The organism is Kribbella rubisoli (assembly GCF_004217145.1).
Classification (GTDB): Bacteria; Actinomycetota; Actinomycetes; order Propionibacteriales; family Kribbellaceae; genus Kribbella; species Kribbella rubisoli.
In genome coordinates this window covers 113,532-136,253 of record NZ_SHKR01000011.1, presented here as the reverse complement: position 1 = coordinate 136,253, position 22,722 = coordinate 113,532, and the positions used below count along the sequence as shown (strand labels likewise).

At 68.8% G+C, this 22,722-nt stretch carries 22 protein-coding genes; 14 read left to right on the top strand and 8 right to left on the bottom strand.

The window, feature by feature from the left end:
• Nucleotides 1-3: 3 nt before the first annotated feature.
• The 3 genes from EV645_RS03260 (at nucleotide 4) to EV645_RS03250 (ending at nucleotide 1,887) form a co-directional block, all read left to right on the top strand.
• On the top strand, nucleotides 4-972 hold the full coding sequence (locus EV645_RS03260) for a zinc-binding dehydrogenase (protein WP_130439593.1): 969 nt from the start codon (nucleotides 4-6) through the stop codon (nucleotides 970-972).
• Entirely contained in the window at nucleotides 973-1,479 is a 507-nt protein-coding gene (locus EV645_RS03255) for a GNAT family N-acetyltransferase (RefSeq protein WP_242000180.1), read from the top strand.
• A 96-nt stretch (nucleotides 1,480-1,575) separates the two neighbouring features.
• On the top strand, nucleotides 1,576-1,887 hold the full coding sequence (locus EV645_RS03250) for a WhiB family transcriptional regulator (protein WP_130439591.1): 312 nt from the start codon (nucleotides 1,576-1,578) through the stop codon (nucleotides 1,885-1,887).
• 143 nt (nucleotides 1,888-2,030) lie between these two features.
• Here EV645_RS03250 and EV645_RS03245 read toward each other — a convergent pair whose 3' ends face one another.
• Entirely contained in the window at nucleotides 2,031-3,281 is a 1,251-nt protein-coding gene (locus EV645_RS03245; protein ID WP_130439589.1) for a sodium:proton exchanger, read from the bottom strand.
• A 114-nt stretch (nucleotides 3,282-3,395) separates the two neighbouring features.
• Between EV645_RS03245 and EV645_RS03240 the strand changes: the two genes are divergently transcribed.
• Entirely contained in the window at nucleotides 3,396-3,746 is a 351-nt protein-coding gene (locus tag EV645_RS03240) for an ArsR/SmtB family transcription factor (protein ID WP_130439587.1), read from the top strand.
• Between the two features lie 113 nt (nucleotides 3,747-3,859).
• The gene (locus tag EV645_RS03235; protein WP_130439585.1) at nucleotides 3,860-4,648 is read left to right on the top strand and encodes an alpha/beta fold hydrolase; all 789 of its coding nucleotides are present in this window, start codon (nucleotides 3,860-3,862) and stop codon (nucleotides 4,646-4,648) included.
• Here the strand turns inward: EV645_RS03235 and EV645_RS03230 are convergent.
• From EV645_RS03230 to EV645_RS03220, 4 genes are all read right to left on the bottom strand, one after another.
• Nucleotides 4,645-5,370 carry an AAA family ATPase gene (locus tag EV645_RS03230; RefSeq protein WP_130439583.1) on the bottom strand — a complete coding sequence of 242 codons (726 nt, stop codon included), beginning with the start codon at nucleotides 5,368-5,370 and terminating at the stop codon, nucleotides 4,645-4,647. The two genes, EV645_RS03235 and EV645_RS03230, sit on opposite strands and share 4 nt — an antisense overlap.
• Nucleotides 5,371-5,383: 13 nt before the next feature.
• Nucleotides 5,384-5,560: a DUF6104 family protein gene (locus EV645_RS42130; RefSeq protein ID WP_165546322.1), complete on the bottom strand. Its 177-nt coding sequence runs from the start codon at nucleotides 5,558-5,560 to the stop codon at nucleotides 5,384-5,386.
• 1 nt (nucleotide 5,561) lies between these two features.
• Nucleotides 5,562-9,365 carry a multifunctional oxoglutarate decarboxylase/oxoglutarate dehydrogenase thiamine pyrophosphate-binding subunit/dihydrolipoyllysine-residue succinyltransferase subunit gene (locus EV645_RS03225; RefSeq protein WP_130439581.1) on the bottom strand — a complete coding sequence of 1,268 codons (3,804 nt, stop codon included), beginning with the start codon at nucleotides 9,363-9,365 and terminating at the stop codon, nucleotides 5,562-5,564.
• 425 nt (nucleotides 9,366-9,790) lie between these two features.
• Nucleotides 9,791-10,198, bottom strand: a complete 408-nt coding sequence (locus EV645_RS03220; RefSeq protein WP_130439579.1) for a DUF3052 domain-containing protein — start codon at nucleotides 10,196-10,198, stop codon at nucleotides 9,791-9,793.
• 194 nt (nucleotides 10,199-10,392) lie between these two features.
• On the opposite strand from EV645_RS03220, the gene EV645_RS03215 reads away from it, so the two are divergent.
• The 4 genes from EV645_RS03215 to EV645_RS03200 all read left to right on the top strand — a co-directional run bounded on the left by EV645_RS03215 (nucleotide 10,393) and on the right by EV645_RS03200 (nucleotide 15,215).
• The gene (locus EV645_RS03215) at nucleotides 10,393-11,064 is read left to right on the top strand and encodes a FadR/GntR family transcriptional regulator (RefSeq protein ID WP_130439577.1); all 672 of its coding nucleotides are present in this window, start codon (nucleotides 10,393-10,395) and stop codon (nucleotides 11,062-11,064) included.
• A 65-nt stretch (nucleotides 11,065-11,129) separates the two neighbouring features.
• On the top strand, nucleotides 11,130-11,339 hold the full coding sequence (locus tag EV645_RS03210; protein WP_130439575.1) for a DUF6343 family protein: 210 nt from the start codon (nucleotides 11,130-11,132) through the stop codon (nucleotides 11,337-11,339).
• A gap of 150 nt (nucleotides 11,340-11,489) precedes the next feature.
• The gene (locus EV645_RS03205) at nucleotides 11,490-13,070 is read left to right on the top strand and encodes an ABC-F family ATP-binding cassette domain-containing protein (RefSeq protein ID WP_130439573.1); all 1,581 of its coding nucleotides are present in this window, start codon (nucleotides 11,490-11,492) and stop codon (nucleotides 13,068-13,070) included.
• 93 nt (nucleotides 13,071-13,163) lie between these two features.
• Nucleotides 13,164-15,215: a heavy metal translocating P-type ATPase gene (locus tag EV645_RS03200; protein WP_242000179.1), complete on the top strand. Its 2,052-nt coding sequence runs from the start codon at nucleotides 13,164-13,166 to the stop codon at nucleotides 15,213-15,215.
• Here the strand turns inward: EV645_RS03200 and EV645_RS03195 are convergent.
• A complete protein-coding gene (locus tag EV645_RS03195) occupies nucleotides 15,192-15,737 on the bottom strand; it encodes a TetR/AcrR family transcriptional regulator (protein ID WP_130439569.1) in 546 nt (181 codons plus the stop codon). The genes EV645_RS03200 and EV645_RS03195 overlap by 24 nt on opposite strands.
• A 68-nt stretch (nucleotides 15,738-15,805) precedes the next feature.
• Here EV645_RS03195 and EV645_RS03190 point away from each other — a divergent pair, with 68 nt between their 5' ends.
• Complete coding sequence (locus EV645_RS03190) at nucleotides 15,806-16,105, top strand: DUF2218 domain-containing protein (RefSeq protein ID WP_157996995.1); 300 nt, start codon at nucleotides 15,806-15,808, stop codon at nucleotides 16,103-16,105.
• A 95-nt stretch (nucleotides 16,106-16,200) separates the two neighbouring features.
• Here EV645_RS03190 and EV645_RS03185 read toward each other — a convergent pair whose 3' ends face one another.
• Together EV645_RS03185 and EV645_RS03180 are read right to left on the bottom strand one after the other, a co-directional pair.
• A complete protein-coding gene (locus EV645_RS03185) occupies nucleotides 16,201-16,788 on the bottom strand; it encodes a DUF305 domain-containing protein (protein ID WP_130439565.1) in 588 nt (195 codons plus the stop codon).
• A gap of 57 nt (nucleotides 16,789-16,845) precedes the next feature.
• Nucleotides 16,846-17,238 (bottom strand): DUF6153 family protein, encoded by a 393-nt coding sequence (locus EV645_RS03180; protein ID WP_130439563.1) that lies wholly within the window; start codon nucleotides 17,236-17,238, stop codon nucleotides 16,846-16,848.
• Nucleotides 17,239-17,360: 122 nt separating this feature from the next.
• Here EV645_RS03180 and EV645_RS03175 point away from each other — a divergent pair, with 122 nt between their 5' ends.
• From EV645_RS03175 to EV645_RS03160, 4 genes are all read left to right on the top strand, one after another.
• A complete protein-coding gene (locus EV645_RS03175; RefSeq protein ID WP_130439561.1) occupies nucleotides 17,361-18,707 on the top strand; it encodes a purine-cytosine permease family protein in 1,347 nt (448 codons plus the stop codon).
• A gap of 149 nt (nucleotides 18,708-18,856) precedes the next feature.
• Nucleotides 18,857-20,428 (top strand): hydantoinase/oxoprolinase N-terminal domain-containing protein, encoded by a 1,572-nt coding sequence (locus EV645_RS03170; RefSeq protein WP_130439559.1) that lies wholly within the window; start codon nucleotides 18,857-18,859, stop codon nucleotides 20,426-20,428.
• Between the two features lie 109 nt (nucleotides 20,429-20,537).
• Complete coding sequence (locus tag EV645_RS03165) at nucleotides 20,538-21,611, top strand: DUF917 domain-containing protein (protein ID WP_130439557.1); 1,074 nt, start codon at nucleotides 20,538-20,540, stop codon at nucleotides 21,609-21,611.
• Entirely contained in the window at nucleotides 21,608-22,720 is a 1,113-nt protein-coding gene (locus EV645_RS03160; RefSeq protein WP_130439555.1) for a DUF917 domain-containing protein, read from the top strand. Before EV645_RS03165 ends, EV645_RS03160 begins: the two co-directional genes overlap by 4 nt.
• Nucleotides 22,721-22,722 lie beyond the last annotated feature (2 nt).

Here is a 22,722-nt window from a genome sequence, read left to right as displayed (position 1 = left end):
AGCATGCTTGCTGCCTATGCCGCCAAGTTCGACGCCGACGACCCGATCTCCGCGCTGGAGGTGGGGGAGCGGCCCGAGCCCGAGGTCCCCGAGGGTTGGGTGACGATCGAGGTGAAGGCGACGGCGCTCAACCATCACGATCTCTGGTCGTTGAAGGGGGTCGGGCTGGCCGAGCAGAACCTGCCGATGATCCTCGGGTGTGACGCGGCCGGCGTGGACCCGGACGGCAACGAGGTGGTCGTGCACGCGGTGGTCTCGGACCCGGCGTGGAAGGGCGATGAGACGCTCGACCCGAAGCGCTCGCTGTTGAGCGAGCGGTACCAGGGCACGCTCGCGCAGAAGGTCGCCGTACCCGCGCGGAACGTCGTACCGAAGCCGGCCGGGCTGAGCTTCGAGCAGGCGGCGTGCCTGCCCACGGCGTGGCTCACGGCGTACCGGATGTTGTTCACGCAGTCGGGGCTGAAGCCGGGCGACACCGTGCTCGTGCAGGGTGCCGGCGGCGGCGTGGCGACCTCGCTGATCACGCTGGCACGGGCCGCGGGGATGCGGGTGTGGGCGACGAGCCGGGACGAGGCGAAGCGGGCCAAGGCCGTCGAGATCGGCGCGCACGAGGCATTCGAGTCGGGCGCGCGGATGCCGGAGCGGGTCGACGCGGTGATGGAGACGGTCGGGCAGGCGACCTGGTCGCACTCGCTCAAGTCGCTCAAGCAGGGCGGCACGCTGGTGATCTCCGGAGCGACCAGCGGCCAGGCGCCGAAGTCCGCCGAGCTGAACCGGATCTTCTTCCTCCAGTTGCGCGTCCAGGGCTCGACGATGGGTACGCGGACCGAGCTGGCTGAGCTGATGCAGTTCATGGCGACCGCCGGGATCTCGCCGCACATCGACTCGATCCTTCCGCTCGAGGACGCCCGCGACGGCTTCGCGAAGATGAACGCAGGCGACGTCTTCGGCAAGATCGTCTTTACTGTCTGAGTGCAGCAACCCGAGATCCGCCCGGTCACGCCCGACGACGCCGAGGCCGCGGCCTGGTGTCACCTGCTCTGCTGGCGGGAGGCGTACGCCGGGCTCGTGCCGGCCGACCTGCTCGGTGAGCGTACGTCGAACCTCGAACGCCGGATCGAACGCTGGACCACACCCCTGGGTGAGGGCCGGCGCCGCTGGATCGCGGTGAACCCGGATCCGGACGCGCCGGTCCAGGACCGCGTGGCCGGTTTCGTCGGCATCGGCCCGGGCCGCGACGAGGACGCGCCGGTGCCGTTCGAGCTGGAGGCGATCTACACCCGGCAGGCGTTCTGGAAGACCGGACTCGGCACCCGCCTGCTGGATGTTGCCGTCGGCAAACAGCCCGCGTTTCTCTGGGTCTTCGAGGGAAACGAGCAGGCGCTCGGCTTCTACCGGCGGCACGGGTTCGCGCCGGACGGCGTCGGCAAGCACGATCCCTACTTCGATCTACGTGAGATCCGCCTCGTCCGGCACTGACGTTTCATGCCGGAAACATTGGCGTCGCACCGGGGCAACGCGACGGGTTCAGTCTGTTCCTACCGATCCGCCCGATCGATGAGGAACGAGGAGCCCATGAGGCCTACTTTGACGGTGATCGTTGACCCGGCCGACCGCTGGATGACGAAGGCCGCGTGCGTCGGACAGGCGCCGTCGTACGACGAGACCGCGACCCAGTGGGAGCAGCGCAAGGCGCAGGCGCTCTGCCTGACCTCGTGCCCCGTGATCGAGGAGTGCCGGGAGTGGGCGCGCCGGACGAAGTTCACCGGCACCGCCGCCGGCGAGAAGTTCCTCTACGGCCGCCGCCGCGGCCGCCCGGGCCCCCAGGAGCGCCGCAACCGCCCGCCGCTCCTCACCGAGATCGACGAAACCCAGCAAGCCTCCTGACCTCGCCCGCACCCCCCACTCCCCACGCCTTGGATGGGTTCACCCACCGGGTTGTGGGTTTTCACCCCGGAGCCACGGAGGGGAACCCACAACATGGTGGGTGAACCCATCCAAGGCGCCGGGGGGAGGGGCGGGGGCGGGGGTTACGCGTTTTGGAGGGTGTCGGCGTGTTCGGCGTTCGCGGGCTCCGCGTCGACGGGCTTTTCCGTACGGCGGAACGGTGAGGTGATCGTCCGCAGGACCTGGTCGCGGTTGTGGATCGCCGCGCCGATCGCCAGCACGAGGTAGATCGCGCTGATCACGTAGCGCCCGGTCTGACCCGGCACGGCGAACTGGATCGCGAACAGCCCCAGCAGCGTCCACGCCGCCCAGCGCGGGAAGCGCAGGTTCAGCAGGATCGCGATCCCGAGCAGCGTCTGCGTGGCGGTGAGGAGGAACTCCTCGACCTGCCGTCCGTCCAGGTGCAGCGCCGGGCCGCCGCCACCGATCCCGTACGCGATCGGGAGGCTGCCGATCAGCAGGGTCCACTGGTTCACCTTGGCCGAGATCAGCAGGCCCAGCGCCGCCGCGCCCTTGCCCCGCCAGGCGAACAGGATCGCCACGATGAACTCCGGCGCCTCGGACGCCAGCGGCGCCAGCCACTGGACCAGCAGGAACTGGTCGATCCCCAGCGCATGCCCGCCCTGAACGAGCGAGTCCGCGAACGGCTCCGCGGCCGCTAGGATGATCCCGGCCGAGACCAGGAACATCGCGGTCACGGTGATCCGCCGCTGCAACCGGGGCAGCGCACCGATCGTCGCGGCCGGGCCGATCAGGTCCGGCTCGTCGTCATGCTCGGAGGTGGCCGCGCGGTACAGGTAGTACCCGAAGAAGGCGAGCAGCAGGATCCCCAGCACCAGGTGGATCTCGCCGGTCACCGGGATCGCGAACGCGACCAGACCGGCGACGGCGAGGAACCCCAGCTCCCGGCGGTACCCGGACTCGAGCACCAGCGCCTTGACGGACTGCCCGCTGCGCCGGGATGCGACGTACAGGCTGATGAGCACGACGCTGGACCAGCCGAGGCCGAGGAGCAGCCGGTTCGACCCGGTCATGTTGGCTGCCGCGAACTGCACGTAGGCCGGATTCGAGCCGGCGGTGTGGGCGAAGTACAGATCGACCGCGTACTCCGGCAGGACTGCGATGACCGCCAGGAGTGCGATCGCCAGACCGCCCGAAATGTCCATCTCTGCCGCCTCGGCAGCCCAGGCCAGGACGAAGGATGCGGCGACCACGGCGAGGCCGAAGATCAGCAACGAGGCCAGTGCCGGGGGGTGCGTACCGGTGAGTCGGAGGGCGACCGCGGGGATCGCCACCAGGAACAGCAACAGCACGGGGCGGAGCGCTCGGAACATGGTTCCAGCCTGCCACCGTTTCGATACTTTCGCAATTGCGAAAGTGTGAGACCGTCATCACGACGGCCCGGCGAGCTGTCCGCAGACCGGTCTACCGGTCACAATGACTGCGCGATGACCAACCCTGAACCGACGAAGGCTCAGCTCGATTCCGCCGCGGGCACCTTCGCCATGCTCTCCGCACCCGTCCGGCTGCACCTGGTGTCGCTGGCCGCGCAGGGGGAGTACGACGTCGGCACCCTGGCGGCGCGCGTCGGCGTGAGTATCGCCACCGCGAGCCAGCACCTCGGCAAGCTCCGGCTGGCCGGGATCATCACCGCCCGCCGCGAGGGCCGGCGACACATCTACACCGTCGACGACCCGCACGTGCTCAATCTGGTCGACCAGATCTTCGAGCACATCGCCCCGGACGGCTCTCTCGCGCCCGATCCGCCACTCCGGACCAGACCACCCCACACGGATTAGCTGCCTGACCGGTCGGGCCACTGCGTCACGGATCCGTAAGGCGCCGAGGGTTCCGGGTGAGACCGCTGCGTCCTACCTTCGGGGCAAGGGGAGCCGTCGTTACGGAGGTAGCGATGAGGGAAGCATGGGAGCTGCTGACCGCGGGGCCTGACGATGCCGAGCGATCGGTTCTGCTGCTGCCGGGCGGGGCCAACGCGGCGCGGTCGTTCGACCTGGTGATGGCTGAGCCGGCGCTGGCCGGTGTCCGCCTGGTGGCCACGACCCTCCCGGGGATGGCGGGTGCTCCGCTGGTGGGTGACGTCTCCGTTCCCGGCCTGGCCCGTCGCGCCGGTGAATTGGCCGAGCTGCACAGCTGCGATGTGGTCGTCGGTTTCTCCCACGGCGCGACGGTTGCCTTGGAGATGCTGCTGGGCGGTCATTTCCGGGGGCCGGTCGTGCTCTTGGGCATCAGCCTGACGACTGCGGACGAAGCCGCGTTCTTCCGCGGCGTGGTGTCGGCGTCGCAGCGCGTGGGTAGTTGGCCGATGGCCGTTCTGTTCAGGCTCCTGCCACTGATGGCCAGGTCCGCCAAGGCACCGGCGTCGCACAAGCGGGAGCTGATCGAGGACCTCAAGCAGAACCAGGCCGCCGCTGCGATCCGGTTGCTCGGCCCGTACTTCGACTACCTGGCCGCCGACCGGGACTATGCCGCCGAGGTGGCCGCATCCGGCTGTCCGGTGTGGGTGGTCCATGCCGAGAAAGGGGACGGCGGCCTCACCGACACCGAGCGGGACACCCTGCTGGCGGCTGCCGACGTGACCGTGGTGACGATCCCAGGTGCGGTGTTCTTCCTCCCGGACGAGGCGCCGCAACAGACGGCCGCGGTGGTCGCCGACGCCCTCTCGCGGGTGCCTGAGAACTAGATGATGTGCCGGAGGTACCGCTGTGGTGCGTCCAGGTATGCCTTCCAGTTCTGCACGAGCTCCAGCTCCTCCCACGTCGTACGCCGGATGCCCCACTCGCCGACCTCGAGGATCGTGGCGCCGGGCAGGGCCGCGATGACGGGGGAGTGGGTCGCGCACAGGACCTGGGAGTCGTGCTCGGCGAGCCGGTTGAGCACACCGACGACAGCGAGGCTGCTGGAGAACGACAACGCCGACTCGGGCTCGTCGAGACAGTAGAACCCCTGGCGGGTGAAGCGGTCGTTGATGAGGTTGAGGAAGCTCTCGCCGTGGCTCATCTCGTGGAAGACCGGATCGGGCGGCCCGGAGGTCTTGGGGTTGCGCTCGAGATAGCTGTAGAAGCCGTGCATCGTCTCGGCCCGCAGGAAGAAGCCGGCCCGCTTGGCGCCGACGCCGCGGGTCAGCAGCAGGTCGTCGGCCAGCGGTGACTCGGTTGCCCGGGTGGTCAGTCGCGCGCCGGTCGAGCCGCCCTCGGGCGACAGGCCGAACGCCACGGCGATCGCCTCGACGAGCGTCGACTTTCCGGCGCCGTTCTCGCCGACGAGGAACGTCACGCCCGGGTCGAGGTCGAGGCCGTCGGTGAGGAGCTGGCGGACCGCGGGGATCGTGTGCGGCCACTGCCCGGACGGACGAATGCCCTCCGCCGCGGCGACCCGGCGTACGGGCTGCGTGGCGAAGGGCATTCGTTCAGACTACTCAGTCGTCTTCGTCGTCGAGTCGAGCCAGCCAGGTGGCGAAGCGCTCGATCGGGGTCTCGAACTCTGGGTTCAGGTCGACGAACTCACGCAGCCGTTCGGCCACGAAAGCGAGCGTGACATCCTCCTCGCCACGCCGCTTCTCGAGCTCCTCGATCCCGCGGTCGGTGAAGTACACGTCAGCTGAACGCCTGCTTCAGCAGCGTCGTCTGCTCGGTGCCGTGGACACCGTGCGAGCCGACCGCCGGGGCAGCCATCGCCGGCCGGGACACCCGGTAGAACGGCTTGCCGCCCAGGTGCTCGGTCAGGTTCAGCGCCATGAACGGCCACGGACCCTGGTTCGCCGGCTCGTCCTGCACCCAGCGGATCTCGGTCGCGTTCGGGTACTTCGCCAGCGCGGCCGCGATCTCCTCGGCCGGCAGCGGGTACAGCTGCTCGACCCGCAGGATCGCGGTGCTGATCTTGTCCGGCTCGACCTGCTTGCGCTCGGCGAGCAGGTCGTACACGATCCGGCCCGAAGCCAGGACGACCCGCTCGACGGTCGCCGGGTTGGCCTCCGCCTCCGTGTCGTTGATGACCGGCCGGAAGGTGCCGTGGGTCAGCTCCTCCGGACGCGACACCGCCTCCTTGCGCCGCAGCAGCTGCTTCGGCGTGAACACGACCATCGGGTTGTGCTCCTCGCCGAGCGTGTGCCGGCGCAGCAGGTGGAAGTACGACGCGGGCGTCGACGGCTGGGCCACCGTCATCGCGTTCTCCGCGCACAGCGCGAGGAACCGCTCGATCCGGGCCGAGGTGTGGTCCGGGCCCTGGCCCTCGTAGCCGTGCGGAAGCAGCAGCACGACACCGGACTTCTGGCCCCACTTCGCCTCACCGGACGAGATGTACTCGTCGATGACCGACTGGGCGCCGTTGACGAAGTCGCCGAACTGCGCTTCCCACAGGGTCAGCGCCTCCGGCCGCGCCACGGAGTACCCGTACTCGAAGCCGAGTGCGGCGTACTCGCTGAGCAGCGAGTCGTAGACGTAGAAGTTCGCCTGACCCTCGTCCAGGTTCTGCAGGGGGACGTAGTCCTGGCCGTTGACCCGGTCGATGACCGCGGCGAAGCGCTGCACGAAAGTCCCGCGGCGGCTGTCCTGACCCGCGAGCCGGACCGGCCGGCCCTCGAGCAGCAGCGAACCGAAGGCGGTGATCTCCGCGCTGGCCCAGTCGATCGGGCCCTCGGTGATCGCGTGCGCCCGGCGCTGCAGCTGCGGCATCACCTTCGGGTGCACGGTGAAGCCGGCCGGCAGCGTGGTGTGCGCGTCGGCGATCTTCTTCAGCACCTCGGGCGTGGTCGCGGTCGCGTCCGGGCCTTCCGGCTTGTCCGGGTAGACCGGTGCGGTGACGTACGGCGCCGGGGTGTCCGGCTGGTTCTTCGCCTCGCGGACCTCGGCGAAGACCCGCTCCAGCCGGTGCTGGAAGTCCATCATCGCCTGCTCGGCCTCTTCGATCGTGATGTCGCCACGACCGATCAGGGCCTCGGTGTACAGCTTGCGAACCGAGCGCTTCTGCTCGATCAGGTCGTACATCAGCGGCTGGGTGAAGCTCGGGTCGTCGCCCTCGTTGTGACCGCGGCGCCGGTAGCAGACAAGGTCGATGACGACGTCCTTGTTGAACGCCTGCCGGTACTCGAAGGCCAGGTCGGCGACCCGGATGCACGCCTCGGGGTCGTCGCCGTTGACGTGGAAGATCGGCGCCTGCACCATCCGCGCGACGTCGGTGGAGTACATCGACGAGCGGGACGAGGCCGGCGAGGTGGTGAAGCCGACCTGGTTGTTCACGATCACGTGGATCGTGCCGCCGGTGCGGTAACCGCGCAGCTGGGACAGGTTCAGCGTCTCGGCCACGACGCCCTGGCCGGCGAAGGCCGCGTCACCGTGGACGAGCACCGGCAGCACCGGGAAGGCCGCGCCGCGGTCCAGGATGTCCTGCTTGGCCCGGACGATGCCCTCGAGCACCGGGTCGACGGTCTCCAGGTGGGACGGGTTCGCCGCCACCGACACCTTGATCTTGTCGCCGAACTCCGAGACGAACTCGCCCTCGGCGCCCAGGTGGTACTTGACGTCACCGGAGCCCTGCACGGTCCGCGGGTCGATGTTGCCCTCGAACTCGCGGAAGATCTGGCCGTACGACTTGCCGACGATGTTCGCCAGCACGTTCAGCCGGCCGCGGTGGGCCATCCCGATCGCGACCTCTTCCAGCCCGGCGCCGGCCGCCTCCTCGCAGAGCTCGTCGAGCAGCGGGATCGTGGTCTCCCCGCCCTCGAGCGAGAACCGCCGCTGACCGACGTACTTGGTCTGCAGGAAGGTCTCGAACGCCTCGGCCTCGTTCAGCTTGGCCAGGATCCGCAGTTGCTCCTCGCGCGGCGGCTTGGTGTGCGGCCGCTCGATCCGCTCCTGCAGCCACTTGCGCTGCTCGGGGTCCTGGATGTGCATGTACTCGATACCGGTGGTCCGGCAGTACGAGTCGCGCAGGATGCCGAGGATCTCGCGCAGCTTCATGAACCGCCGGTCGCCGCCGAACGAGCCGGTGGCGAACTCGCGGTCCAGGTCCCACAGCGTCAGGCCGTGGGTCGCGACGTCGAGGTCGGGGTGGCTGCGCTGCTTGTACTCCAGCGGGTCGGTGTCGGCCATGATGTGGCCCCGGACCCGGAAGGCGTGGATCAGCTCGAGGATGCGGGCCTGCTTGCTGATGTCCTCCTCGTGGCTGTGCGGGAGGTCGGCGGCCCAGCGGATCGGCTCGTACGGGATCCGCAGCGACTGGAAGATCTCGTCGTAGAAGCCCTCGCCGCCGAGCAGCAGCTGGTGCAGGCGGCGCAGGTACTCACCCGACTGGGCGCCCTGGATGATCCGGTGGTCGTACGTCGAGGTCAGCGTCATCACCTTGCTGACCGCGAGCTTGGCCATCGTCTCGTCGGCCGCACCCTGGTACTCCGGCGGGTACTCCATCGCGCCGACGCCGATGATGCAGCCCTGGCCCGTCATCAGCCGCGGCACCGAGTGCTGCGTACCGATCGTGCCGGGGTTGGTCAGGCTGATCGTCGTGCCCTGGAAGTCGGGCAGCGCGAGCTTGTTGTCCCGGGCCCGGCGGACGATGTCCTCGTAGGCCATCCAGAAGTCGGCGAACGTCATCGTCTCGGCGGCCTTGATCGACGGCACCAGCAGCTGCCGGGTACCGTCCGGCTTCTGCATGTCGATGGCCAGGCCGAGGTTGATGTGCGCCGGGTTGACCAGGGTCGGCTTGCCGTCGGTCTCGTCGTACGACGCGTTCATCTCCGGCAGCGTCTTCAGCGCCTTGACCAGCGCCCAGCCGATCAGGTGCGTGAAGGACACCTTGCCGCCGCGGGCGCGCTTGAGGTGGTTGTTGATGACGATGCGGTTGTCGATCAGCAGCTTGACCGGGACCTGGCGGACGCTGGTCGCGGTGGGGACCGTGAGGCTGGTCTCCATGTTCTGCGCCGTGCGGGCCGGGGCCCCGCGCAGGATCTTCCGCTCGGCCTCGCCGGTCGCCGCGGCCGCGGGCTGGGCGGCAGGCTTGGGCTGGGCGGTGGTCGGCTGGTTCACCGTGCCTCCGGTCGGGGCTGCCTTCTGCGGTACGGCGGCGGGCGCGGGAGCCGGCGTCTGCGTAGCGGGAGACTGCGGCGCCGCGGCAGCGGCAGGAGCGTTCGAAGCCGGCACGGACGGCGCGCTGCCGCGGCTCGGCGCCTCCGGCGTCTTGTTGTCGGACACCGCGTCAGGTCGGGGAGCGTCGGGCCTGGGAGCGTCGGCCGGGGTCGTCGTCACCGGCTTCGCGTCACCGTCGGGGTTGTACGTCTTGAAGAAGTCGAGCCACGCCGGATCCACCGAATTCGGGTCCTGCTGGTACTTCTCGTACAGCTCGTCGACCAGCCATTCGTTCGCACCGAAGGCTGCTAGGGGGTTGGTGTCTGATGGCTCGGTGGCCACTTGGCAGTTCGCCTCTTCCGATTTCGGGTCCGGTAGCACGGTTAATTCAGATGTTATGGGTGGTGTCCCAAGCAAAGGCTAATAGCAGGGGGACCACTTCCACAGCCCGGGACCACCGGACCAGTGTGTCGAGTGGTCGGGCTCCGGCGAGTCGATCCGTCGGCGCCTGAAACACTGCTCACAAAGGTGTTTCAGGCCACACGCCCGCCTCTCACCACCTGTCGGTGCGGAGAGCAACGGCAGGGACTCCGGGACCCCTTGCAGATGTGGCTTTCCGGGGCCTGTTCCGATGTCTCGGACAGGGCCTGTTGAGCGTAGCTGCCCACTGTATGCAGTTGTCCACTCGCCCCCGGTGATGATCACAACCGCGCAAAAGTGTGGCCAAGGTCACGCTCCAGATCAGTCCACCTGGGCATGATTGGTCTTCATCGGTTCGTCAACCGCCGGACCAGCTTGAGACCCGACCAGGTCGCGTCGATCGCGCAGACCTTCACGTCGACGACGCCGAGCGGGAGGGCGAGCTCGCGGATCCCGTTCTCGTCGAGGTCGGTCGCGACCCCGGACGACCGCTTCGGCCAGGCGGCCCAGATCATCCCGGCCGGCACCGTCTTCGCCAGCAGCACCGGCAGCCGCTTCGCGAGCCGCGAGCGGTCCGGGCAGAACATCACCACGACGTCGTACGACGAACGGCCCGCCCGGCGCGCGAGCGTCGTACCGGCCGGCAATCCTTCGATCGTGAAGCCGTCCGGCGCGTTGTCGAGCAGGACCACGTGCTCGGGCTTGATGCCGAGTTTCGCGGCCAGCGGCTTCCCGGAGTAACCGGAGGTGGTCATGAACCGATGCTAGTGCCCTGCGTCGGAGGTTCTTTGGCGCTTGCGGCGCCCAGGCACGCACCTCGCGGCACCGGAGGAACAGCCACGATGGAAAAACATCGAGGCTGCCCCTCCGGCACCACGATGCACGCACCTGGACACCGCAATCACTCAAACAACCTCCGACGCAGGGCACTGGGCGGCATACTGACTGGATGGCGTTGACGGATGAGGCGATCGTCAAGATCAAAGGGATGATCACCTCAGGGGAACTGGGTCCGGGGGATCGACTGCCGAAAGAGGCGGATCTGGCCGCGCGGCTCGGCCTGTCGCGAAACTCGCTGCGCGAGGCGGTCAAGGCGCTCACGCTGGTCAACGTGCTGGACGTCCGGCATGGCGACGGCACGTACGTCAGCAGCCTCGACTCGGCGCATCTGCTCGATGCGCTCAACTTCATGGTCGACCTGCACCGCGACGACTCGGTCCTGCAGTTCTTCGAGGTACGGCGGTTGCTGGAGCCTGGAGTCGCTGCGCTGGCAGCAACCCGCATCAGCCAGGAGCAGGTGATCGAGCTACGGCTGCTGACCAGCGACCTCACGCCCGACGCGGACGTCGAGGAACTGGTCGCGAACGACCTGCGGTTCCATCGCGCGATCGCCGAGGCGACCGGGAACCAGGTTGTCTGCTCACTGCTCGACGGCATCTCCGGCGCGACCCAGCGGGCCCGGATCTGGCGCGGTGTCACCCAGGCCGGCGCGGTCCGGCGCACGCTTGCCGAGCACGCTGCGATCCTCGACGCGATCGAGATCGGCGACGCCGAGGCGGCCCGCGCCTGGATGACCGCTCACATCGCCGGCGTCGAGACCTGGCTGCGCAAGGCACCCTAGGAGTACAAGCGGTTTATGGCTGTATTGATGCCACGCCTCCGGCGCGGCGGGTCATGGGGCCTGCCGTGACCGGTGAGCCGCCGCCGCCTCGCAGTGCGTTGACGCTGCGGATCGTGCTGGCGGCGTTCGGGGTGGTGCTGTTCGCGGCGGCCGTGGTGCTGTCGGTCGTCTACGAGCTCCCGGCGGGTTGGGTGATCACCTTCGGGGCGCTCGGGGTGGTCGCACTGGTGGACCTGGTAGTTGTTGCCTGGCGCAAGCGTTCGGAAAGTAGTTGATGGGTCGTCGGCCGGCCCGTATTCTGGTGGACGTCCCATTCCCGGCGTCAGGGGTCCGCGTTGTAGCTCCGAGGTCTTTTCTTCAGTCGATCGATCGCCACCTGTCTGGTGCGCGGTCTCGTCCGAGACCTCGTTGGGAGTGCAACGCCTATGAGTTTTTCCCTGTCCTGTACCGACCTCTTCTTCGCCTGGCCTGATGGTGAGGTCCTGTTCGACGGCCTGACCTTCGTCGCCGGACCGGTCCGCTCCGGTCTGGTCGGCCGCAACGGCGCCGGCAAGTCGACGCTGCTCCGGCTGATCGCCGGCCGGCTCACCCCGCAGCGTGGGGCGATCCGGGTCAGCGGCGAGCTCGGGTACCTGCCGCAGGACCTGACCCTCGACACGTCTCTGCGCGTCGACCAGGCGCTCGGCATCGAGGACGTCCGGAAGGCGATCGTCGCGATCGAGTCCGGTGACGCCTCGGAGCAGAACTTCGCGATCATCGGCGACGACTGGGACGTCGACGAACGAGCGGAGGCGCTGCTCGGCAAGCTCGGCCTGGGTGCGATCGGGCTCGATCGCAGTGTCGGCGAGCTGTCCGGCGGCGAGACGATCCTGCTCGGGCTCGCGGCCGAGCTGCTGCGGCGTCCCGACGTACTGCTGCTCGACGAACCGACGAACAACCTCGACCTGCGGGCGCGGCGGCATCTTTACGACGCCGTCGACCAGTTCCGCGGTGCGCTGGTCATCGTCAGCCACGACCGGGAGTTGCTCGACCGGGTCGACCAGATCGGCGACCTCCGCAAGGGTGACGTCACCTGGTACGGCGGCAACCTGACGGCGTACGAGGAGGCTGTCGCGGTCGAGCAGGAGGCGGCCGAGCGGATGCTGCGCGCGGCGGAGGCCGACGTACGCAAGCAGAAGCGCGACCTGATCGAGGCGCGGATGAAGATGGATCAGCGCCAGGCCCGCGGACAGCGGGCATTCGAGAAGGGCGGCATCCCGAAGATCGTGGCCGGCAACCTGAAGCGCGGTGCGCAGGTGTCGGCGGGCAAGCACCTCGGGATGCAGTCCGAGCGGCTCGATTCGGCGCAGGAGGCGTTGGCCGATGCGGAGGACAAGGTCCACGACGACGACTCGATCCGGGTAGACCTGCCGAAGACCGCAGTGCCTGCTGGTCGCGTGGTGCTGCGGTTGGAGGACCACGTACTGCGAACCGGTGCGCACGTCGACCTGGAGATCCGCGGGCCCGAACGGATCGCGCTGACCGGGCCGAACGGTGCCGGCAAGACGACACTGCTGCAGTCGATCGTGTCAGGGGAGCTGCCGGCGGTGCCGTTCCGGTACCTGCCCCAGCGACTCGACCTGCTGCGCGACGACCTGTCCGTCGTCGACAACCTGGCCCTGCTGGCCCCGAGCACGGAGAACCAGGAACGCCGTTCCCGCCTGGCGCGCTTCCTCTTCCGTGGTCGAGCAGCCGACCAGCTCGTCAGCACTCTTTCCGGCGGCGAACGCTTCCGGGCGACGCTGGCGGCTCTGTTGCTGGCCGAGCCTCCACCCCAGTTGCTGATGCTGGACGAGCCCACCAACAACCTCGACCTGTCCAGCGTCGCCCAGCTGAAGGATGCGTTGGCGTCGTACAACGGCGCCCTGGTCATCGCCAGCCACGACGTCCCCTTCCTCCGCGACATCGGCATCACCCGGTGGCTGGAACTAACCCCAGAAACCCTCACGGACATCGACCCCCTGTAAACCCCCAACCCCTCACGCCCGGCTGGTAACCCCAGCCGGGCGTTTCTGCGTCCGCGGTTGTTTTTGATACCCCCTAGGGGTATGTTCTCGGGTATGAGTGAGCACGAGGGGCACAGCGGGCATGCAGGGCACGGGGATCACGCGGCGCAGTTCAAGGACCGGTTCTGGATCAGTCTCGGGCTGGCTGTGCCGGTGGTGTTCTTCAGTGCGATGTTCGCGGATCTGCTGGGGTATGCGCGGCCGGACTTCCCCGGGGCGGGGCTGATTGCGCCCGTGCTCGGGACGGTGATCTTCGTGTACGGCGGGCAGCCGTTCCTGACGGGCGGTTGGAGTGAGCTGAAGTCCCGTCGGCCGGGGATGATGCTGCTGATCTCGATGGCGATCACGGTCGCGTTCGTGGCGTCGTGGGTGACGACGTTGAAGCTCGGCGGGTTCGACCTGGACTTCTGGTGGGAGCTCGCGCTGCTGATCGTGATCATGCTGCTCGGGCACTGGCTGGAGATGCGGGCGCTCGGCGCTGCGTCCGGTGCGCTCGACGCGCTGGCGGCCTTGCTGCCGGACACGGCCGAGAAGGTGATCGACGGCGAGGTTGTCGAGGTCTCGCTGCATGAGCTGCGGGCGGGGGACGTCGTGCTCGTGCGGTCCGGTGGTCGGGTGCCGGCGGACGGGACCGTGGTCGACGGACAGGCCGAGGTCGACGAGTCGATGATCACCGGGGAGTCGCGGCCGGTGTCGCGGGCGGTCGGTGATGCCGTGGTGGCGGGAACCGTTGCCACTGACAACGCTTTGCGCGTCGAGATCACGGCGGTCGGTGATGACACCGCGCTGGCTGGGATCCAGCGGCTGGTGGCCGAGGCGCAGGCGTCGTCGTCGCGTGCGCAGGCGTTGGCCGATCGGGCGGCGGCGTTCTTGTTCTACTTCGCGTCGATCGCCGGGCTGATCACGTTCGTGGTGTGGGCGTTGCTCGGCAAGGTCGACGAGGCGGTGACGCGGACGGTGACCGTGCTGGTGATCGCCTGCCCGCACGCCCTCGGCCTCGCGATCCCGCTGGTGATCGCGATCTCCACCGAGCGCGCGGCAAGGGCCGGCGTACTCGTGAAGGACCGGCTCGCGCTCGAGCGGATGCGGACGATCGACGCAGTCCTGTTCGACAAGACGGGCACGCTGACGAAGGGCGAACCGGCCGTCACCGGTGTCGCCGCCGTCGGATCCATCTCGCCTGACGAGTTGCTGGCGCTGGCCGCCGCAGTCGAAGCGGACAGCGAGCATCCGCTGGCAAAGGCGATCGTGCGCGCACGCGACACGCAAGCCGCCGGTCTGCATGTCGGCGACGCGGTTGCTGGAGGCAATGGTCGGCTCGTTGCCTCCGGCTTCCGGTCACTCACCGGGCGGGGTGTGCAGGCTGTCGTGGAGGGATCCGAGGTCGCCGTCGGCGGACCGGCGTACCTGCGTGAGAGCGGGTTGGGGGAGCCTCGCGAGTTGGACGCGGAGGTTGCGGAGTGGAAGGAGCGAGGGGCCGCGGTGCTGCATGTCGTGAGGGACGGGCAGGTGCTCGGCGCTGTTGCGCTCGAGGACGAGGTGCGGGAGGAGTCTCGGCAGGCCGTGGATGCGTTGCATCGGCGTGGGGTGAAGGTGGCGATGATCACCGGGGATGCGCATCAGGTTGCCGACGCCGTGGCGAAGGAGCTCGGGATCGACGAGGTGTTCGCCGAGGTGCTGCCGCAGGACAAGGACGCCAAGGTCGCTGAGCTGCAGGCCCGCGGGCTGAAGGTCGCCATGGTCGGCGACGGAGTCAACGACGCCCCGGCCCTGGCCCGCGCCGAGGTCGGCATCGCGATCGGCGCCGGCACCGATGTCGCCATCGAATCCGCCGGCGTGGTACTCGCCGCGGACGACCCGCGGGCCGTCCTTTCGGTGATCGAGTTGTCCAAGGCCAGCTACCGCAAGATGTGGCAGAACCTCATCTGGGCGACCGGCTACAACGTCATCACCGTCCCGCTCGCAGCCGGCGTCCTCGCCTTCGCGGGCATCGTCGTCTCGCCGGCGGTCGGTGCGCTGCTGATGTCGATCTCCACGATCGTCGTCGCCCTCAACGCCCAGCTGCTGCGCCGCCTCAACCTCTCACCGGCCCGCCTCCCCGCGTAGCCCGCTGAGAACGACTGCCACCAGGCGTCGTACCGCAGCCTTCGACGGTACGGCGCCTGCCGCACCCAGCGCATACACGCAGTACGCCGCCAGCTCCTTCGGTGGAACATCATCGCGTACGTCGAGCATCAAGCCGGCAAGGAAGTCGACGAGGTGCTCCTGCGCTCGCGCGACGTGCTCCGACCGATGCAGTGATGCGGCCGGCTCCGACGACGGATGCTCGTGGCAGATGAACGCATAAGCCTCCAGCACTGCCTCGAGTCGCCCGGTGTCGGTCCAGATGCCGGTGAGCTGCCGCAGATGATCGCCGACCTGCCGCTCATGCCAGGCGGTCAGGATCGACTCGACGTCAGGGAAGTACTTGTAGAGCGTCGCCCGGCCCACCCCGGCCCGCTTCGCGACCTCGGACATCGTGACGCCGGTCAACCCGCGCTCGGCCACCAGCGCGGCGGTCGCATCGAGCGTCGCCGTCCGCACGGCGTGGCGATGCGTCGCGATGCTGTCGTCCCACAACTTCGGCACGGCCCCCATCCTACCTGGACATGCTGTTAGTATTCGAGACAAAGTGTATTGAAAAAGGAGGCGTGGGTATGCCGGCCATCGAGGGGTACGCCGACACCGTGCGGGCAGCGCGGTACGTCGAGCGGCTGGGCGGTCACTTCGGGCACCAGCCGGGTGGCATGAAGGTGTTGTCGAAAGCGCCGGGCGAGCTCGTGGTCGACCTCGGCGGCGCGACGTGGACGCTGCGCGCCGAGCAGACCCGTCTGGAGTTGCGGGTCGAGGCCGACGACCCCGGCGTGCTGCGCCGGTTCAGCGCCCGGGTCACCGAACGCATCGAGAAGCTCGGCCGCCGGGACAACCTGACGGTCCACTGGCAGCAGGAACAATAAGGACAGGAGGTAGTCGGCCAAAGGCGGGTCCGGCCGCTCGTCTTGAGCGTGCGCGGCGACGCCGAGACCCACTACCTCCTGTCCTTAGTGACCGATCAGCTCGCCGTCAGCTGTCCGAGGAGCCGCTTCATGGTGGCGATCTCGGTTGTTTGGGTGGTTTGGATCTTCTTGGCGAGGGCGATGGCGGCGGGATCCTTTCCGGCCGTCTGCTCGGTCGTGGCCATAGCGACCGCGCCCTGGTGATGCTCGATCATCATCCGCGTCCACATCCGGTCGAACATCGCGCCGGACGCTTCGGACAGATCGCTCATGTCCTCGGTGCTCATCATGCCTGCCATGGCATGACCACTGTGTTCACCGGGCGTCGGGACCGGCTTGCCCCAGGCGGTCAGCCACCCGGACAACTGCTTGATCTCCGGGTCCTGTGCAGCCTTGATCGCGGTCGCGAGGTTCTTCACCGCCGCGGTCGTTGCCTTGCGCAACGCGAGGTCGGACATCTCCACGGCCTGCTGGTGATGCGGGATCATCTGCATCGCGAAGGTGGCGTCCGCGTCGTTGAACGAGGCGGCTGCCGAGGTGGCGGGCGGCGTACTCGGGCTGCTGTCCGAGCCGCAGCCGGTCACGCCGAACACAGCGGCGAGAAGCGCGGCCGAGGCCGCGGTCGTACGGTAGACGTGCGTCATCACAATCCTTGGGTGTGTGTGTCGAAAACGGGTACGGCGAAACAGGCGCACGTCGGCCTATATCCGCAGTACACCCAACATCGACGCGCTCACCGGCGGAGGAGACCGTTCGCTCAGCACCAGGCGCCCAGCCGCGGACGGCACAGACACGGCCCGCCACACGAGCAGGCTCCGCAACCCCAGCAACAACGCGAGCAGCAGCACCAGCCCAGTCAGTACTGCGACACACGCACCGCCCATCTCGTGCAGCTCATCGGCCGGCGCAACGTGCGGCGGGCCGGGCTGGGCGTGGTCCATAACCATCCCTGCGACCATCGCCGGCTGAGGAGCCGCCATGGCCGCATCGTGGTCGGACGTGAGGCCATGCATCGCGAAGACCCCGGCGACTACCGTGAGTACGCCGAGTAGACGGAGCAGTCGCGCTCCGCGTTCGTGTGTGCGACCGGGCATCGCGACAAGAGTAGCGAGCTGGGCCGCTTGCACAGTCAGCGCCTGCTGAGTGTGCACACTGGACGGTGAGACCGCCCGCCTGGAGTCGTACGTTCGATGAAATCCCAGGGCTGGAGGTTTCGATGGCCGGTACATCTGTTGGTGCGGACGACTATGCGCTCGCCCGCGTCCCGGAGCACGCGCGGTACTCCTGGTGGTCTGTCGCGACCCAGCGGTTCGGGCAGATCTCGGCGCTGAGTCAGTTCCTGCTCGGCGCGACGCTCGGGTTCGGGATGAGCTTCTGGACCGCGTTCTGGGCGCTCACGCTCGGCGCGGTGATCCTCGAACTCGTCGCGATCCTGATCGGCGTCATCGGCGCCCGCGAGGGACTGCAGACGTCGGTGATCGCGCGCTGGACCGGGTTCGGCCAGGCCGGCTCGTCGCTGATCGGGCTCGCGATCGGGATCAGCCTGATCGGGTGGTTCGGGATCCAGTCCGCGGTCTCCGCGGCCGGGCTCAGCCAGCTGATCGGCGTACTCCCGACCTGGGGCTGGTCGCTCGTCTTCGGTCTCGCGGTGACGCTCGTCGTACTGCGCGGCTTCCACTCGATGGCCTGGGTTGCGTACGTGACCGTGCCGGCCTTCCTGGTCCTGGTCGGTTGGTCGATCATCAGCGAGCTGTCCGACCACAGCTTCAGCTCACTGGTGAACGCCGCGCCGCCCGGTCCGCAGCTGAGCCTGCTCGAGGGTACGACGCTGGTGGCCGGCGGATTCATCGTCGGCGCGGTGATCACGCCGGACATGACCCGCTTCAACCGCAGCGTCGGCGACGTCGTCAAGCAGACCGTCCTCGGCATCACGCTCGGCGAGTACGTGATCGGTCTGGTCGGCGTACTGCTCGCTCACGCGGTCGGATCGGCGAACGTGATCACGATCGTCACCTCGTCGGTCGGCTGGGTCGGCACGCTGGTGATCATCCTCGGCACGATCAAGATCAACGACTGGAACCTCTACAGCTCGGGCCTCGGCGTCGTGAACTTCATCGGCACCGTCTTCGGCCGGCACGTCAACCGGGCCGTCGTCACGCTCGTGGTCGGCGTCCTCGGCAGCGTGCTCGCGGCCGGCGGGATCCTGGACAAGTTCACCGACTTCCTGATCTTCCTCGGCGTCGCGTTCCCGCCGATCGCCGGGATCATGGTCGCGGAGTACTTCGTCGTCAAGCGCTGGCGCCCCGACCTGGACGCGACCAGAGCTGCCGGCACACTGCCCGCGACGGCGCCGACCTGGGTGCCGGCGACGATCGTGATCTGGATCGGCGCCGCGCTGATCGGCAAGTACGTCGCCTGGGGTCTGCCCAGCATCAACTCGCTCGTCGTCGGCTTCGCGGCGTACGTCGTGGCCGGCAAGCTCGGCCTGATCCGCGGCGTCGGTACAAGCCGCACCATGGACAGTGCGCCGACCGCTGCCGCCGCCGTACCCGCCACAAGCTGATCGCTCGCGCGGCACGCTCCACCCCGGTCTCCACTTTGTGCACCGGATCCGTGCCGAATCGATGACGTGACGCGGATTTGGTGCACAAAGTCGGCTACAGACGGCCGGCGCCGTGTTTGGCTGGAAATGAACTAACGGGAGGAATACGAATGCGTATCGGCATCGATGTCGGTGGGACCAACACCGACGCCGTGCTGCTCGACGGAACCGGTGGCGATGTCAGTGTGCTGGCCGCCAACAAGTCGGCGACCAGCGCGGACGTGACCGCGGGCATCATCGACACACTGGACCGGCTGCAGGCGGAGCGATCCTTCGACCCCGCGCAGGTCCAGGCCGTGATGATCGGCACCACGCACTTCATCAACGCACTCGTCGAGGCGAGGCGGCTGGCCCCGACCGCCGCGCTGCGCCTCGGACTGCCCGCTACCGCGTCGCTGCCGCCGCTGGTCGACTGGCCCGAGCGGCTGGTCGAGGCGATCAGCGGGCGGAGCTATCTGGCGCACGGCGGGCACGAGTTCGACGGCCGGCATATCGCTGAGCTGGACGAGGACGAGTTGCGCCGGCACGCGGGCGACATGGTGAAGCACGGTGTACGGTCGGTGGCGATCTCGTCGGTGTTCTCGCCGGTGAGCAACGAGTTCGAACTGCGCGCGGCCGAGATCCTGCGTTCCGAGCTCGGCGACGACGTGGCGATCTCGCTGTCGCACGAGATCGGCCGGATCGGCCTGCTGGAGCGGGAGAACGCGACGATCATCAACGCGGCGCTGCGCGAGCTGGCCGCGAGCATCGTCGACGGACTGTCCGGTGCCGTCGCCGGCCACGGGATCTCCGCGCCGCTGTACCTGAGCCAGAACGACGGCACCTTGATGGACGTCGACTTCGCCCGCCGGTACCCGGTCGCGACGTTCGCGTCCGGTCCGACGAACTCGATGCGCGGTGCGGCGCTGCTGTCCGGTCTCGACACCTGCGCGGTGGTCGACGTCGGCGGTACGACGAGCGATGTCGGCGTACTTACGCACGGCTTCCCGCGCGAAGCGACCACCGAGGTCGACGTGGCCGGGGTGCGGACGAACTTCCGGATGCCCGATGTGCTCAGCATCGGGATCGGCGGCGGCAGCTTGGTGGCCTCGGGCAACGATGTGGTGACGGTCGGCCCGCGGTCGGTGGGATACCGCCTGACCGAGGAGGCCCTGGTCTTCGGGGGCAGGACGCTCACGGCAACGGACATTGCGGTCGCCGCCGGCCGGGCCGAGGTCGGTGACGCTTCGGCGGTCTCCGAGCTGGATCCGACGCTGGTGAAGGCGGCTCTGGCGCGGGTCGCGGCGGATATCGCGGACGCGGTGGAGCGGATGCGTACGTCGCCTGACCCGCTGCCGGTGGTGGCGGTCGGCGGTGGATCGATCCTGCTGCCGGACGATCTGCCCGGCAGTCTCGCAGTACACCGGCCGGATCACTTCGCGGTCGCGAACGCGATCGGGGCGGCGATCGCGCAGGTCGGCGGCGAGGTCGACCGGGTGTACGCGATCGACCCGGGCCGCCGTGACGCGGTGGTGGACGAGGCGCGCCAGGAAGCAGTCGACCGTGCGATCGCGGCCGGCGCCGATCCGGCCGCCGTGCGGATCGTGGACTTCGACGAGGTGCCGATCCCGTACCTGCCGGGCAACGCGACCCGCATCCGCTGCAAGGCCGTCGGCGACCTGCGCCTCGGGGAGGCATCATGAGCGCCGCCATCGCGCCATACCAAACGGTTTGGTATGGCGCCGGTGGAGCTCCATACCAAACGGTTTGGTATGGAGCCGGTGGCCTCCGAGCTGGGGTGGAGTGGTGGCGATGAAGTTGCGCGCTGAAGACCTGGGGTCCCTCGCTCGCGGTGCCGCCGTGCTGGGCACCGGGGGCGGAGGGGATCCGCACATCGGGAAGCTGCTCGCGCAGCAGGCCGTCCGCGAACACGGTCCGGTGGAGATCGTTGCCGTCGGCGATCTTCCGGACGATGCCTGTGTGTTGCCGGTGGCAATGATGGGCGCGCCGACGGTGATGGTGGAGAAGCTGCCGTCGGCGGACCAGATCTCGGTCGCGGTCCAGACCCTGGCGAAGTACGTCGGGAAGACGCCGACCCATCTCGCCTGTATCGAGGCCGGCGGGGTCAACTCGACCGTTCCGGTGATCGCCGCCGCGCAGCTCGGGCTGCCGCTGGTGGATGGCGACGGGATGGGCCGCGCGTTCCCCGAGTTGCAGATGGTGCTGCCGACGCTCGCCGGGATCGAGGCGACCCCGATGTCGATCGTCGACGAGAAGGGCAACCGCGGCATCTTCGACACGGTCACCAACGAGTGGGCCGAACGGCTGGCCCGCTCCGCGACGATCGACATGGGCTGCTCGGCGATCGTCTCGCTGTACGCGATGACCGGCGCCGAGATCCGCGGCGCGTTCGTCGCCGGCACACTCAGCAAGTGCGTCACGATCGGCCGGGCGATCGAGCGGGCCCAGCGCGAGCACGCCGATCCGGTCGCGGCCGTGGTCGACGAGCTCGGCGGCCGGCTCCTGCATGTCGGCAAGGTCGTCGACGTACAACGCCGTACGACGACCGGCTTCGCCCGTGGTGATGCGACCGTCGACGGGCTGGACGCGTCGCACGGGCACGTGATGGTGCTGCGCTTCCAGAACGAGCATCTGGTCGCCGAGCTGGAGGGTACGGCGGTCGCCACCACGCCGGACCTGATCATCGTGCTGGACACCGAGACCGGCGAGCCGATCACTACCGAGGCGCTGCGCTACGGCCACCGCGTCAGCGTGCTCGCCGCGCCGGCCGACGAGCGCTGGCACTCGCCGGCCGGCATCGAGCTGGTCGGCCCGCGGTACTTCGGCTACGACCTCGACCCGATCCGGGCCTTGGAGACTGTATGAGCTGGCAACTGGACATCGAGCACCTGCGGGATCTCGCCCGTGGGGCGGCGATCCTCGGGACCGGTGGTGGTGGCGATCCGCTGATCGGGCGGCTCCTGGTCGAGCAGGCGATCCGCGAACACGGGCCGGTGACGGTCCTGGACCCGGACGAGCTGGACGACGACGCGTTCGTCATCCCGACCGCGCAGATGGGCGCGCCGACCGTGATCGTGGAGAAGATCCCGCGCGGCAGCGAACCGGTCGGCGCCCTGCGCGCGCTCGAGAAGCACCTCGGCCGGACCGCCGACGCGACGATGCCGATCGAGTGCGGCGGCATCAACTCGATGATCCCGCTCCTCGTTGCCGCCCGCACCGGTCTGCCGGTGGTCGATGCCGACGGCATGGGTCGGGCGTTTCCCGAACTACAGATGGAGACGTTCTCGGTGTACGGCGTACCGGGGTCGCCGATGGCGATCGCGGGCGAGCATGACGAGACCGTCGTGATCGACACCGGCACGGACAACAAGCAGATGGAGTGGCTCGCGCGCGGGATCACGATCCGGCTCGGCGGGGTCGCGCACATCGCGGAGTACTCGATGACGGGCGCCGACGTGAAGCGCACCGCCGTACCGCGGACGCTGTCGCTCGGGTTGTCGATCGGTCGTGCGGTCCGGGAGGCGCGGGAGGCGCACCGGGATCCGATCGAGGCTCTGCGTGCCGCGTTGGCGCCGACGCTGTACAACCACCTGCGGGTGCTGTTCCGCGGGAAGGTGGTCGACGTGGAACGCCGTACGCTCGAGGGCTTTGCACGCGGGCGGGCGCGGTTCACCGGGTACGACGGTACGTCGGAGCTCGAGCTGCGGTTCCAGAACGAGAACCTGGTCGCGGAGGTCGACGGCGAGGTGGTGTGCACGGTGCCGGACCTGATCTGCGTACTGGAGGCGGACACCGCGGAGCCGATCACCACAGAGGGCCTGCGGTACGGCCAGCGCGTCACCGTGGTCGGCATCTCGACGCCTGACCTCATGCGGACACCGGAGGCGTTGGCCGTCTTCGGACCGGCCTGCTTCGGACTCGACGTGGAGTTCAACCCGGTCGAACGCCGCGGAGACCTGGTCACCACCCTCTAGCT

Bases quoted from the DNA above. Each gene is read 5' to 3' on its own strand.
- EV645_RS03230 (WP_130439583.1), bottom strand. From the start codon at position 5,370: ATGCCCTTCGCCACGCAGCCCGTACGCCGGGTCGCCGCGGCGGAGGGC.
- EV645_RS03180 (WP_130439563.1), bottom strand. From the start codon at position 17,238: ATGCCCGGTCGCACACACGAACGCGGAGCGCGACTGCTCCGTCTACTC.
- EV645_RS03175 (WP_130439561.1), top strand. From the start codon at position 17,361: ATGGCCGGTACATCTGTTGGTGCGGACGACTATGCGCTCGCCCGCGTC.
- EV645_RS03185 (WP_130439565.1), bottom strand. From the start codon at position 16,788: ATGACGCACGTCTACCGTACGACCGCGGCCTCGGCCGCGCTTCTCGCC.
- EV645_RS03170 (WP_130439559.1), top strand. From the start codon at position 18,857: ATGCGTATCGGCATCGATGTCGGTGGGACCAACACCGACGCCGTGCTG.
- EV645_RS03215 (WP_130439577.1), top strand. From the start codon at position 10,393: ATGGCGTTGACGGATGAGGCGATCGTCAAGATCAAAGGGATGATCACC.
- EV645_RS03165 (WP_130439557.1), top strand. From the start codon at position 20,538: ATGAAGTTGCGCGCTGAAGACCTGGGGTCCCTCGCTCGCGGTGCCGCC.
- EV645_RS03160 (WP_130439555.1), top strand. From the start codon at position 21,608: ATGAGCTGGCAACTGGACATCGAGCACCTGCGGGATCTCGCCCGTGGG.
- EV645_RS03240 (WP_130439587.1), top strand. From the start codon at position 3,396: ATGACCAACCCTGAACCGACGAAGGCTCAGCTCGATTCCGCCGCGGGC.
- EV645_RS03205 (WP_130439573.1), top strand. From the start codon at position 11,490: ATGAGTTTTTCCCTGTCCTGTACCGACCTCTTCTTCGCCTGGCCTGAT.
- EV645_RS03250 (WP_130439591.1), top strand. From the start codon at position 1,576: ATGAGGCCTACTTTGACGGTGATCGTTGACCCGGCCGACCGCTGGATG.
- EV645_RS03220 (WP_130439579.1), bottom strand. From the start codon at position 10,198: ATGACCACCTCCGGTTACTCCGGGAAGCCGCTGGCCGCGAAACTCGGC.
- EV645_RS03245 (WP_130439589.1), bottom strand. From the start codon at position 3,281: ATGTTCCGAGCGCTCCGCCCCGTGCTGTTGCTGTTCCTGGTGGCGATC.
- EV645_RS03200 (WP_242000179.1), top strand. From the start codon at position 13,164: ATGAGTGAGCACGAGGGGCACAGCGGGCATGCAGGGCACGGGGATCAC.
- EV645_RS03260 (WP_130439593.1), top strand. From the start codon at position 4: ATGCTTGCTGCCTATGCCGCCAAGTTCGACGCCGACGACCCGATCTCC.
- EV645_RS03190 (WP_157996995.1), top strand. From the start codon at position 15,806: ATGCCGGCCATCGAGGGGTACGCCGACACCGTGCGGGCAGCGCGGTAC.
- EV645_RS03235 (WP_130439585.1), top strand. From the start codon at position 3,860: ATGAGGGAAGCATGGGAGCTGCTGACCGCGGGGCCTGACGATGCCGAG.